A 12,751-nucleotide genomic window follows, 5' to 3' on the forward strand; every position below is an offset into this window, starting at 1 on the left:
CGCTGTGCATCGACGCGACTGGCTCGCCCGGCCACGTCCCGATCAAACCGTGCGGGTGCATGCCGGGAGCGCGCATCACTCGTCCGCGCCAGCCTGGCGCTGCAGGATGGAGCTGAACTCGTCGGCGAAGGTCTCGTAGCGCACCGACAGCCGTTCCACGCGGGTGGTGAAGCGGTTGTAGGCCCACACCGCCGGAATCGCCACGAACAGGCCGATGGCGGTGGCGAACAGCGCTTCGGAGATACCCGGCGCCACGGCCGCGATACCGGCCTGCTCGCCGCTGCTGACCATGTCGTGCATGGTCACCATGATGCCGAACACGGTACCGACCAGGCCGACGTACGGCGCGGTGGAGCCGATGTTGGCCAGCAATTCGAGATTGCGCTCGAGCTGGTCGACCTCACGGGTAAAGGCAGTGCGCATGGCACGCTGCGCGCCTTCCAACTGCACGCGCGCGTCCAGACGGCGCCGATCGCGCAGGCGCGAGAACTCGCGGAAGCCGCTTTCGAACATCGACTCCAGACCGCCGACGGTCCGGTTGCGGTCGGTTGCCGAGGCATACAGCTTGGCCAGGTCCGCACCGGACCAGAAGCGGTTCTCGAACTCGTCGGCCTCGCGATTGGCCAGCTTGAACGCACGCGCCTTGCGGAAAATGATCACCCAGCTGATGAACGAGCCGATCAGCAGCAGCAGCACGATGATCTTGACCGGGATACTGGCGCGCAGGATCAGGTCCACATAGTTGATGCTGCTGTTGTGCGCCACGCTGGCGGTCTGCGCCGCGGCAGCGGCGACGTCCTGCGGTAGTGCTTCCACTACCGTGTCCTGCAGGGCCAGGAGCAATGCAATCGACATCCGTTCGTTCCTCAGTAATCGGATTCTGGGGTTTCTAGAGCTTTCAACACGTCATACAGCGCATCGTCCATGCCACGCGGACGGAAGTCGCTGGCACCGAGCGCGGCAATGCGCACCTCGGCGGTCAGCAGCACTTCGCCTTCGCGACGGACCGATTGCGCGAACAGCAGGCTGGCCCGTCTGCATCGCAGCAACACCGCCGACACTGACAGCGCGTCGTCGAGCCGGGCCGGCTTGAGGAAATCCAGTTGCATCGAGCGAACCGCAAACACCAGGTCGTGCTCCTGGCGCATACGCTCCTGCCCGTAGCCGAGCGCGCGCATCCACTCCGTGCGCGCGCGTTCCATGAAGGCAACGTAGCGCGCGTGGTAGACCACCCCGCCGGCGTCGGTATCTTCCCAGTAGACGCGTGTCGGCCAACTGAATACCGGCGGGGATTGGGGATTCGGGAATCGTGATTCGATGGTCATGGGCACGGAGCTTCGTTCGGGACGGCCCAGGTTGGCGACCAACAGAGCGTTCTCAAAACAGGTCTCCCGGTTCGCCGATGCCCGGGGCGCGGTCGCGCGGCGGTTTCAGGCCCAGATGCAGATAGGCCTTGGGCGTGACCATGCGGCCGCGCGCGGTGCGGACCAGAAAGCCCTGCTGGATCAGGTACGGCTCGATGACATCTTCCAGCGTGCCGCGCTCTTCCGACAGCGAGGCGGCCAACGATTCCACGCCGACCGGGCCGCCGTCGAAGTGCTCGACGATGGTGCGCAACATGCGGCGGTCGAGCTCGTCAAAGCCTTCCGGGTCGACCTTGAGCATCTGCATGGCCGCCTGCGCCACCGGCAGATCGATATGCCCGGCCGCCTTGACCTGTGCGTAGTCGCGTACGCGACGCAGCAAGCGATTGGCGATACGCGGGGTACCGCGCGCGCGGCGTGCGATTTCCGCCGCGCCTTCGGGCGTGCAGTCGATGCCGAGGATCGCCGCCGAGCGGATCACGATGCGGGTCAGTTCCTGCGGGGAATAGAACTCCAGCCGTTGCACGATGCCGAAGCGGTCGCGCAGCGGTGCAGTCAGCAACCCGGCACGCGTGGTGGCGCCGATCAGGGTGAACGGCGGCAGGTCGATCTTGATCGAACGCGCAGCCGGGCCGTCGCCGATCATGATGTCGATCTGGAAATCTTCCATCGCCGGATACAGCACTTCTTCCACCACCGGCGAGAGGCGATGGATTTCGTCGATGAACAACACATCGTGTGGCTGCAGGTTGGTCAGCAGCGCGGCCAGATCGCCAGCCTTTTCGATCACCGGGCCGGAGGTCACGCGCAGGCTCACGCCCAGCTCGTTGGCGATGACGTGACTCAGCGTGGTCTTGCCGAGCCCGGGCGGGCCGAAGATCAGCACATGATCCATCGCCTCGCCACGCGCCTTGGCCGCCTGGATGTAAATCTCCATCTGCTCGCGCACCGGCTGCTGGCCGAGATAATCGGCAAGGCGCTTGGGACGAATGCTCGCATCGGCGTCGTCGTCTTCGCGGGTGGAGCTGCTGGCGATGATGCGCTGCTCGGTCATCCGACCATCTTCTCATGCCGCGCGCGGATGGCCCAACCTCTACAGCTCAAGCTCGGCTTGCCGTAGTACGCCGAAGAACGCATCGAAGCTCGCGGCGCGCCAGGTCGGCACCAGACCATCCCAGGTCTGGAAATAGACAATCTCCGGCTCGTGCTGCGGCCCGCGCGCACGATAGTCCAGGCACAGCAGGCTATTGACGTTGTGGCAGGCCAGCACCAGCACCCGATCCAGGCCGGCGTGCAGGCAGGCTGCGGCACTGAAGTCAGTCCGGTCTTCGAAGGCATCGGCAAAATCCAACACGCTGCGGATGTACGCCAGCGGCGGCAGATCGCGATCCACCAGCACGCATTCCCAATCCACGTAGCGATCGGACGGAAAGCGGGTTCGCGGCACCCAGCACCAGCCGGTGTCGCCGCCGTCCTGCACGGCGTACAGCCGCTTGAGCAGCGCCGGCAGTCGCACGCCCAGCCGTGCCTCGGCCGCGGCGAAGGCCTCGTCGTCCGCAGCGGCTGCCTGTGCGTTCCAGTGGCCGGGGCCGCTCCAGAACGTGGTCACTGCCGGTGGCTGCGGCTGCCAGTGCACAGCGTCTCCATCGTGCCTGGCCTGCAAAGCGGGTGACCAGTACACGACATCGACCAGTTGCGCCAGCAGATCGTCCACATTGGCGAACACGGCCAGACGGCGCTTGTTACCCGCATCGACATAGACCAGGGCGGGCTCAACGCCGGATGCGGAGTAATCCAGGCACAGCGCGCGGCTGGGCGAACGATCATCGGCTGCGATGGCGATCAGGCGGCGGTCGTCGCCACCTTCCGCCAAACCGTCATAGGCATCGTCACGATAGTCCTGGCCGGCGCGCACCTCGGCAAAGGAGAACAGGTCTGCACAGCCGAGCAGGCGCGCACGCGGGATCAGCCACTCGGCCTTGAGCCAGTTGTCCGGCTCCTCAAGGGACTGGCCGCATGCCATCTGCACCGCGCCACCGTCATAGCGCGCGTATAACTCCAGCAGCCAGCCCGGCAGGCGGATGCCGAGCCGCGCCTGGGCCGCTGCGATCGCAGCCTCGGTCGCCGGCATGCGCCCGAGGTTGAGTGGTTCGTCCCAGAAGGTGTCCAGGCTGGGGGAGCGCCCGTAGATCATCCACTTGAGCGCTGCCATGCCTAGATCTCGACTTGTGCGCCCAGCTCCACCAGGCGGTTGCCGGGGATGCGGAAGAATCCGGTGGCCGGGGCGGCATTGCGATGCATCAGCGCGAACAGCTTGTCGCGCCAGATCGGCATGCCGCGGTTGGCGCTGGCCACGATGGTCTCGCGGCTGGCGAAATAGGTGGTGTCCATCGGGTCGAAATAGATCCCGCCCTGGTCGCAGGAGCGCATCAGCGCCAGCGGCACGTCTGGGGTCTCCATGAAACCGAAGCGCACATGCACGCGGTAGAACTCGTCGCCGATCGCGTCGATCTTCAGCCGTTTCCCGGCGGCTGCGTACGGCACCTGCAGGGTCTCCACGGTCAGGAATACATTGCGCTCGTGCAGCACCTTGTTGTGCTTGAGGTTATGCATCAGCGCGTGCGGCACCACCATCGGGTCGGCGGTCAGGAACACGGCCGTGCCGGGCACGCGCACCGGCGGCGCCAGCATCAACCCGGGCAGGAAGGTGTCCAGCTTGATACCGTCCTTGCGGATCTCGTCGTGCAGCAACTTGCGGCCGCGGCGCCAGGTGCGCATCAGGGTGAACAGGATCAGGCCCAGCAACAACGGGAACCAGGCGCCGTCCAGGAACTTGATGATGTTGGCGTAGAAGAACGCGCAATCCACCGCCAGGAACACCAGCGCGAACAACCACAGCAGCGGCGCCGGCACGCGTGGGTTGGCGCGCGCGTAGATGATCATCAACACGGTGGTGATCAGCATGGTGCCGGTCACCGAGACGCCGTAGGCGGTGGCCAGCGAGGCCGAGTCGCCGAAACCGATCACTGCCACCGCCACCAGCGCCAGCAGGCACCAATTCACCGCCGGCACATAGATTTGTCCGATGGTGGAGTGCGAGGTATGGCGAATGTGCATGCGCGGGATGTAGCCGAGCTGCATGGCCTGGCTGGCCACCGAATAGGCGCCGGTGATCAGCGCCTGGGAGGCGATCACCGTGGCGGCGGTGGCCAGCACGATCATCGGGTACAGCGCCCACTCCGGCACCGCCTCGTAGAACGGGTTGCTGACCGCGGCCGGATTGCGCAGCACCAGCGCGCCCTGCCCCAGGTAGGTCAAGGTCAGCATCGGCAACACCACGAACTGCCACGAGCGACGGATCGCCTTGGCGCCGAAATGGCCCATGTCCGCGTACAGCGCTTCGCCACCGGTCACCGCCAGCACCACCGCGCCCAGCACGAACACCGCATGCCAGTTGTGTTGCGCGAAGAAGCGCACGCCCCACCACGGATTCAGCGCATGCAGCACTTCCGGTGCGCGGGCCATGTTGTAGACGCCGATCGCGCCCAACGCGAAGAACCAGAGCAGGGTGATCGGCCCGAATGCCTTGCCGACACGTTCGGTGCCGAAGCGCTGCGCCAGGAACAGCATGCCCAGCACCACCAGGGTAATCGGCACCACGAACGGCTCCAGCTTGGGCGCGGCCACCTCCAGGCCTTCCACTGCCGACAGCACCGAAATCGCCGGGGTGATGACGCCGTCGCCAAAGAACAGCGAGGCACCGAAGATCCCGAGGATGCCGACCACATACATCGAGCGCGAACCGCCCGGCAGCGTGCGTTGCGCCAGCGCGGTCAGCGCCATGATGCCGCCCTCGCCGTCGTTGTCGGCACGCATGATCACGGTGACATATTTGAGCGTGACCACCAGCATCAGCGCCCAGAACACCAGCGACAGGATGCCCAGCACGGTGTCGTGGTCCGGGCTCAGCCCGTAGTGCGGCGAAAACGCTTCCTTGAGCGTATACAGCGGGCTGGTACCGATATCGCCGAAGACGACGCCGATCGCGCCGATGACCAGGGCGGTCTGGCTATTGGCGGGCGCGTGGCTGGAGCCTGCTGATTTGGGGGTGTGGGACATGAGGTGGGCAGTTTTCGCCAGACAGCGTGAAGATGATGAGGGAGACAGCACCTGTCGAAGGTGCCTGCACCGAGGTCACAGGCACCCAAGATACGGGCTGGCCGCGGGCAAGGATGCGCAGTGTACGGGCCGCCCCTGTCGATGCCGAGTGCCGGCCGCGCCCGCTTTGCGGCCTGGCAATAGTTCGCGCTCGCGCCTAGCGCAGCGCGGCTTGCAGCGCCTTGCGAATGACCGTCGCGACCTCGTCGCCTTCTGCACCGGCGTCGCGCGCCATGCGGGCGGCCTCGGCCGGCTTGTAGCCCAGCTGTTGCAAGGCCACGGTGGCCTCGGAAACGGCGTCGGGCCCCAGTTGGCCGGTGATCGGTGCGCCACTGCTGAAATCGGCCGCGCGGTCGCGCAGTTCCACCACCATGCGCTCAGCAGTCTTCTTGCCGATGCCAGGAATGCGCGTGAGCGCGGTGATGTCACCACTGGTGATCAGGCGGGCAAACTCGTCGACACTGACCCCTGACAACACCGCCAGCGCGATCTTGGCGCCGATACCGGTGACCTTCTGCACATCGCGGAACAACCGCCGCTCGCCTTCGCGCAGGAAACCGTACAGCGACACGCTGTCTTCCTTCTGCGCGTAATGGGTAAACAGGATCACGTCGCGACCGACATCGGGCAGGTCGTAGAAGGTGCTCATCGGCGCCTCCAGCTCGTACCCCACCCCGCCCACGTCGATCACCAGCCACGGCGGCTGCTTGTAGGCCAGGATCCCGCGCAGACGGCCGATCATTGGGCACCGCCTTGGCGGTGCCGGGAATGGGGAATCGGGAATGGGGAATCGAAACAGCGTGCGCTGCTCTGGACCCTGCTCTTGCAATTCCCGATTCCCGATTCCCGATTCCCGATTCTCATCTTTTGCGGCTCCAGGCCTGTTGGGTATTGACGCCCAGACGTTGCGCGGTGGCGCGGACGTGGGCGTGGGTGATGGCAACCGCCAATGCGTCGGCGGCGTCGGGCTGCAGCTTGCCTTTCAGGTTGAGCATGATGCCGACCATGTGCTGCACCTGCACCTTGTCCGCGCCGCCCTTGCCGACCAGCGCCAGCTTGACTTCGGTGGCGGCGTACTCGTGCACCGGCAGGTCGCGCATGACCACCGCGCAGATTGCCGCGCCGCGCGCGTGGCCGAGCTTGAGCGCAGAAGCGGCGCTCTTGCCCATGAACACCTTTTCGATCGCCACCTCATCCGGCCGGTAGGTCTCGATCAGCTCGCCCAGCCCCTGCAGCAGCCGCTTGAGCCGCTGGGAGAAGTCGCCCTCGCCCAGCAGCATCAACGGCGCGTGGTGCACATGCCGGCTGCGACCGCCCTCGTCGATATCGATGATGCCGATGCCGGTGCGCTGCGAACCGGGATCGATGCCCAGGATGCGGGTCATCTAGAAGCCGGGAATTGGGAGTCGGGAATCGAGAATGGGTAAAGCGGCCGACTGGCGTGCTCGACATTGCCGAGCGATGCAGGATGCTGCCGTTTCGATTCCCGATTCTCCATTCCCGATTCCCAGCGCCTTAGGCGCCAAGCGCCGCTTGATCGACGTTCGAATACACGTCCTGCACGTCGTCCAGGTCTTCGAGCATGTCCAGTAGCTTGCGGACCTGCACGGCGGTATCGCCGTCCACGGCGATGTCGTTGTCGGCGCGGAAGGTGATTTCGGCGTGTGCCGGTTCCAGCCCTGCAGCGACCAGGGCGTCCCTGACCTGGGCGAAGGCGTCCGGGGCGGTCAGCACGTCGATGGCTCCGTCTTCCGGGTACACCACCACATCGTCGGCGCCGGCTTCGATGGCGGCATCGGTGAGGGTGTCTTCATTGATGCCGGCAGCGAAGCTCAGCACGCCCAGGCGCTTGAACATGAAGGCCACCGAGCCCTCGGTGCCCATGTTGCCGCCGCATTTGCTGAAGGCATGGCGCACATCGGCCACGGTGCGCACGCGGTTGTCGGTCAGGCAGTCCACGATCACCGCCACGCCGCCGGGCGCGTAGCCCTCGTAGCGCACTTCTTCGTATTCCACCCCTTCCAGCTCGCCGGTGGACTTCTTGATGGCGCGCTCCATCACGTCCTTGGACATGTTCGACGACAGGCCCTTGTCCATGGCGGTGCGCAGACGCGGATTGTTGGACGGGTCGCCGCCACCGGCGCGGGCGGCCACGCTGATCTCGCGGATGATCTTGGTAAACATCTTGCCGCGTTTGGCGTCGGAGGCGTTCTTGCGGCCTTCGATCGAGGGACCTCTACCCATGGGTGGTTCCAGACTGGCTTCAATGACAGGGCGCGGATTTTACCTGATTGCCTGCCTTCACCGGGGCAGCGCCATCCGCCGGCGCATGTTCACGGCTGGAAGCGGCCGGTGCGCAGAAAGGCCAGCGCCTGTGCGGCGGCTTCGGGCGAGCGCAACAGCCCGCTGTGGCTTGCCCGCACTACGCAATGGTCGCGCAGCCCGGGCAGGCGGGTTTCGGCCAGCGTCACGGTGCCGTCCGAGTCACCTTCAAGGGGGGCGAGCCAGCGACCGATCCCGCGCGCCACGTTGCCGGCCACCTGGCCGATCTCGGCCTGGCCGTCCCAGCGCACAAAGCCCTGTTGCAAGATCGCGGCGCTGCGGCCCATCGCCCACAGCCCGCCACGTTGCGCCAACCCGCGCGCAGCGGCACTGCCGCACAACGGCGAGCCCAGGCAGACCACGCGACGCACCGCCAGGTCGGGGGCATCCTGCAGTGCCTGCAGGGTCATCAGCCCTCCCAGGCTGTGACAGACCACCAGCTGCGCGCGGCTGGCGCGCAGGCGTTCGATCAGACGCGGCACCGCATGCGCGGGGCCGCCGAGCACGCTGGCGTACCCGAACAGCGCAGGCGCCAGCCCGTTGGCACGCATCCGCCGCGCCAAGGGCAGCAGCCAGTGCGCGGTGTTCCAGATGCCGTGCACCAGCAGCACGTCGGCAGTCGCGGCGCGCGCTCCCTCGCGCTGACTGCGCCGCGGCGCGGCCGGGCTGATGGGTGATGCGCTGGACACTGAAATGGTTACCGGCAGAGGGCGTCAGAGGCGTGTGCGTTGCGCGCTGGACGCCAGAGCGAACGTGCAAGGGCAACGGGCGGCAGCACTGGTGCGACTAGTCCGCTGCCAGCACCGGGCTGCGCCGCAGGATGTATTCGCGGTCGACGATCTTGCCCACCGGAAAGTCGTATTCGCCCACCTTTTCGAAACCGTAGCGGGCGTAAAAGCGTTGTGCGCCGAAATTTTCCGACCACACGCCAATCCACAAGGTGCGTGGGCCGTCGCGCTCCAACCATTGCAGCGCAGTTTCGAACAATCGGCTGCCCCAGCCGCTGTTCTGATAGTCCTTCAGCAGGTACAACCGCTTCAGCTCTCCGTCGCCGGGACGCACCTGATCATGCGGCAACCCGCAGGGGCCGGCGGCCGCGTGGCCGACCAGCAGGTTGTCCATCTCCAGCAGCCAGATCGCGTAATCCGGGTGCGCCAGCACGGTGCGCGCGCGCTCCACGGCATAGGTCTCTTCCAGAAAACCGCGCAAGTCCTCTTCCGGATACAGATGCCCGAAGGTTTCGGTAAAGGTCTGCGCGGCCAGAAGCGACAGCGCTTCGGCATCGTCCGGCGTGGCGCGGCGAATGCGGGTCATGCGGGCCCCTCTGGCAAGTCGACGCGGCAGCTTCTCGCATGCTGCGGCGTTGCTGCAAGTGGGGAATCGGGAATGGGGAATCGGGAATCGTTCGAGCGCCCCTGCCGGTCGGGCATCAGATGCGTCTGCCCGGCTGGTGGTCTTAGCACCCAGAGGCCTGGTTGCCGCGTGCGTTGGAATTGCCGCGCGTATCGGAGCGGCACGCAAAAAACGCGCTGCGTCACCTGCTAGAGCTTGGGCGCAGTTGCTGGGCAAGCACTCAGGATTTCGGAAAGTCGCGGTGCGCGATTGCCTGGCAGTTACTTGCGCACGCCCCCCTGCGCGTGCAGCTGTTCGATCCGCGCCTTGAGTGCAGCGCGGATCGGTCAACAACGCCTTGCGCGCAAGCTGCGCGCTGCGCATGGACACACGGCCGCGCCATGGCGTGGCCGTGTGTTCATGCCAGGTCAGACCTGCTTCGGGCGCACCTGTACGTGCACTTCGGCGAGCTGGTCGGCAGCAATCGGCGACGGGGCGTCGGTCATCAGATCCTGCGCACCGGTGGTCTTGGGGAACGGGATGACGTCGCGAATCGACTCTGTACCGGCCATCAGTGCGGCGATGCGGTCGATACCGAAGGCGATGCCGCCGTGCGGCGGTGCGCCGTAGTTCAAGGCATCCAGCAGGAAGCCGAACTTGGCGCGCGCTTCTTCGGCGCCGATGCCCAGCAGTTCGAACACTGCGCTCTGCATGTCCGGGCGATGGATACGGATCGAGCCGCCGCCGATTTCATTGCCGTTGAGCACCATGTCGTAGCCGCGCGAGACCGCGGTACGCGCGTTGGCGCGCAGGTCGGCAATATCGTCCACCGCCGGTGCGGTGAAGGGGTGATGCAATGCGACGTAACGCTGCGCCTCATCGTCCCATTCGAACATCGGAAAGTCGGTGACCCACAGCGGCGCCCAGCCGTCGGCAATCAGGTTGAAGTCCTTGCCGGCCTTCAGGCGCAGCGCGCCCATGAAGTCGGACACCTTGGTGTAGCCGCCGGCACCGAAGAACACGATGTCGCCATTGCCGGCGCCGACGTGCTTGAGCAGCGCAGCGAAGGATTCTTCACTGAAGAACTTGGCGATCGGCGAGCTGACCTCGCCGGTCTCCGACAGCTTGATGTAGGCCAGGCCCTTGGCGCCGTACTTGGCGGCGTGCGCTGCGTATTCGTCGATCTGCTTGCGCGACAGCGTGGCACCGCCGGGGATGCGCAGCGCGGCGACGCGGCCGTCGGCATCGTTGGCGGCGGCGGTGAACACCGGGAATTCGCTGGCCTTGACCAGCTCGGCCACGTCGACCAGTTCCAGCGCGATACGCAGGTCCGGCTTGTCCGACCCAAAGCGGCGCATCGCCTCGGCCCAGGTCATGCGCGGGAACTGCGCAGCCAGCTCCACATCCACCACTTCCTTGAAGATGGCGCGGATCATGTCTTCGACGAAATCCTGCACGTCGCGCTCGCGCACGAAGGCGAATTCCATGTCGAGCTGGGTGAATTCCAGCTGGCGGTCGGCGCGCAGCGCTTCGTCGCGGAAGCAGCGCGCGATCTGGTAGTAGCGGTCGAAGCCGGCCACCATCAGGATCTGCTTGAACAGCTGCGGGCTCTGCGGCAACGCGTAGAACTCGCCCGGATGCATGCGCGCCGGCACCAGGAAGTCGCGCGCGCCTTCCGGGGTGGCCTTGGTCAAAATCGGGGTTTCGATGTCCTGGAAGTCGCGCGCATCCAGATGCCGGCGCAGCGCCTGCACCAGCTTGATGCGGGTGCGCTGCATGCGCTGCATTTCCGGGCGACGCAGGTCGAGATAGCGGTACTTCAGGCGGGTTTCTTCGCCCGGATTCTCATGCGCGTGGAACGGCAGCGGCGCGGCCTTGTTGAGGATGCTGATGCGCGTGGCGATCACTTCCACCTTGCCGCTGCGCAGCTTGTCGTTGACCGCATGACGCGCGCGCACCACACCTTCCACCTGCAACACGTCCTCGTAGCCCAGGCTGGCGGCCACCTTGAACAGCTCTGCGCTGGCGTCGTCGCCGGTCACCGGTTCCACCGTCACCTGCACGATGCCTTCGTGGTCGCGCAGGTCGATGAAGCACACCCCGCCCAGGTTGCGGGCCACGTCGGTCCAGCCGGCGAGAGTGACGGTTTGGCCGATCAAGGTCTCGTCGACCAGGCCGCAGAAGTGGGTACGCATCGAAAGCTCCGCTGAAAAACCGACGCAGGACAGCGCCGGAAAGCCGGATATTCTGGGGCCGCCGGGCGACAGGAGCAAATGCGCGGGCGCTCATGGGCGCTTAAGTCAGTGCCCGGCTGAATAGGCGCCACGCCCCTCCTGCACCAAGGACGACACGATGCTGCGCACTGCCCTGCTGCTCTCCGGCTTCGGCCTGATCACCCTGACCGGCGCATTTGCCAGCGTCACCGCCAGCGCCCAGGAGCGTGGCTGGAATGGCCCCAGCATCACCTGCTCCAGCAACGACAACCGCCGCCGCGACTGCGATACGCCATTCCGCGGCCGCGCGGTGCTGGTGGAAAACATCTCTGGCACGCGCTGCATCGAAGGCCGCAATTGGGGCAGCGAGCGCGGCCGGATCTGGGTGGACAACGGCTGTCGCGGCCGTTTCGTCGAAGCCCGCAACGGCGGCGGCTGGGGCGGCGGCAATGGCCCCGGCGGCGTTGGCGGGGTCGCTGGAACGGTGCGCTGCGAGAGCAACGACCAGCGCCAGAAAATCTGCGATACCGGCTGGCGTCGCGCCATGTTGGTGCGCCAACTCTCCAACACGCCTTGCGTGGAAGGCCGCAACTGGCGCCAGGAAGGCGGCCGGATCTGGGTGGACGACGGCTGCCGGGGCGAATTCGCGCAGGCCCGCGGTGGCGGTGGCTGGGACGGCGGCTATGGCGGCCGCGACGACCGCCCCGGCAACGGCTACGCCATCACCTGCGCCAGCGACGACCGGCGCCTGCGCACCTGCGCCTGGGATGGCCGCTATGGCCGCCCGGTGCTGACCCGCCAGTTATCGGACACGCGCTGTGCGGAAGGCCGCACCTGGGGCTACGACGATCGTCGCGCCACGGTGTGGGTCAACGATGGCTGCCGGGCGCGTTTCGAGGCGCGTTGATGCACCGGCCGCGCAGGCTGGCTGCGTAGGACTGGCCGGCGCGCCTCGGCGAGACACCGGCGCCAGCGCTCTAGACGACGGCACGCCTCCAGGCGGACGCGGCCGTCGGATGCAGTCATGGCGATCCCCGGAAGTGCGGCTAACGGCACGCGCGACGCGTGCGTCGGAGCCTTGCGGCAACGCGCCCAGCATCGCCACAGGTTTTGCCGGGACTGCGCCGGGCCCGGCTCATGCGGGCGTATCGACACCGGCCCGGCCAGCGAGATCGTCCACCGCGCCCGCTCAGCGCGCATGGCGCGCGCTACCGGAGAACGTCGTCCTGACCGCGGCGGACGCTGATGGCATGGCGCGGCCGTCTGGCTGGCGGCAGGCACCCACGCGATGCGCCCTGACACAGCCGGCAGCACGGTGCTCGACGTGGAGTCGTTGCGGCGCGCAACACCGCGCGGGGCGGC

The 12,751-nt window shown here is 66.6% G+C and carries 12 protein-coding genes; 1 reads left to right on the plus strand and 11 read right to left on the minus strand.

The genetic code is table 11. From position 1 onward, the window contains the following. Nucleotides 1–75: 75 nt before the first annotated feature. From tolQ to aspS, 11 genes are all read right to left on the minus strand, one after another. Nucleotides 76–855 carry a protein TolQ gene (gene tolQ / locus ACCQ00_RS15555; protein WP_008578063.1) on the minus strand — a complete coding sequence of 260 codons (780 nt, stop codon included), beginning with the start codon at nt 853–855 and terminating at the stop codon, nt 76–78. 11 nt (nt 856–866) lie between these two features. Further along, complete coding sequence (ybgC, locus tag ACCQ00_RS15560) at nt 867–1,325, minus strand: tol-pal system-associated acyl-CoA thioesterase (RefSeq protein ID WP_017169053.1); 459 nt, start codon at nt 1,323–1,325, stop codon at nt 867–869. Nucleotides 1,326–1,377: 52 nt separating this feature from the next. Beyond that, nucleotides 1,378–2,418 carry a Holliday junction branch migration DNA helicase RuvB gene (gene ruvB, locus ACCQ00_RS15565; RefSeq protein ID WP_017156652.1) on the minus strand — a complete coding sequence of 347 codons (1,041 nt, stop codon included), beginning with the start codon at nt 2,416–2,418 and terminating at the stop codon, nt 1,378–1,380. Between the two features lie 39 nt (nt 2,419–2,457). After that, the gene (locus ACCQ00_RS15570; RefSeq protein ID WP_039568243.1) at nt 2,458–3,576 is read right to left on the minus strand and encodes an SMI1/KNR4 family protein; all 1,119 of its coding nucleotides are present in this window, start codon (nt 3,574–3,576) and stop codon (nt 2,458–2,460) included. A 2-nt stretch (nt 3,577–3,578) separates the two neighbouring features. Continuing rightward, nucleotides 3,579–5,483, minus strand: a complete 1,905-nt coding sequence (locus ACCQ00_RS15575; RefSeq protein WP_039568242.1) for a potassium transporter Kup — start codon at nt 5,481–5,483, stop codon at nt 3,579–3,581. A 196-nt stretch (nt 5,484–5,679) separates the two neighbouring features. After that, complete coding sequence (gene ruvA / locus ACCQ00_RS15580) at nt 5,680–6,264, minus strand: Holliday junction branch migration protein RuvA (protein WP_003482577.1); 585 nt, start codon at nt 6,262–6,264, stop codon at nt 5,680–5,682. A gap of 118 nt (nt 6,265–6,382) precedes the next feature. Next, nucleotides 6,383–6,907 (minus strand): crossover junction endodeoxyribonuclease RuvC, encoded by a 525-nt coding sequence (gene ruvC, locus ACCQ00_RS15585; protein WP_017156655.1) that lies wholly within the window; start codon nt 6,905–6,907, stop codon nt 6,383–6,385. Between the two features lie 130 nt (nt 6,908–7,037). Then, nucleotides 7,038–7,766, minus strand: coding sequence for a YebC/PmpR family DNA-binding transcriptional regulator (locus ACCQ00_RS15590; protein WP_039568235.1), 729 nt, complete (start codon nt 7,764–7,766; stop codon nt 7,038–7,040). 89 nt (nt 7,767–7,855) lie between these two features. Beyond that, entirely contained in the window at nt 7,856–8,533 is a 678-nt protein-coding gene (locus ACCQ00_RS15595; RefSeq protein WP_039568232.1) for an alpha/beta fold hydrolase, read from the minus strand. 97 nt (nt 8,534–8,630) lie between these two features. Further along, complete coding sequence (locus tag ACCQ00_RS15600; protein WP_039568229.1) at nt 8,631–9,158, minus strand: GNAT family N-acetyltransferase; 528 nt, start codon at nt 9,156–9,158, stop codon at nt 8,631–8,633. Nucleotides 9,159–9,604: 446 nt separating this feature from the next. Further along, complete coding sequence (gene aspS, locus ACCQ00_RS15605; RefSeq protein WP_039568226.1) at nt 9,605–11,371, minus strand: aspartate--tRNA ligase; 1,767 nt, start codon at nt 11,369–11,371, stop codon at nt 9,605–9,607. 157 nt (nt 11,372–11,528) lie between these two features. Here aspS and ACCQ00_RS15610 point away from each other — a divergent pair, with 157 nt between their 5' ends. Then, the gene (locus tag ACCQ00_RS15610; RefSeq protein ID WP_039583669.1) at nt 11,529–12,296 is read left to right on the plus strand and encodes a DUF3011 domain-containing protein; all 768 of its coding nucleotides are present in this window, start codon (nt 11,529–11,531) and stop codon (nt 12,294–12,296) included. The last annotated feature ends 455 nt before the right edge of the window (nt 12,297–12,751 follow it).

This window comes from Xanthomonas sp. NCPPB 3761, from assembly GCF_041475705.2.
GTDB classification, from domain to species: domain Bacteria; phylum Pseudomonadota; class Gammaproteobacteria; order Xanthomonadales; family Xanthomonadaceae; genus Xanthomonas; species Xanthomonas phaseoli.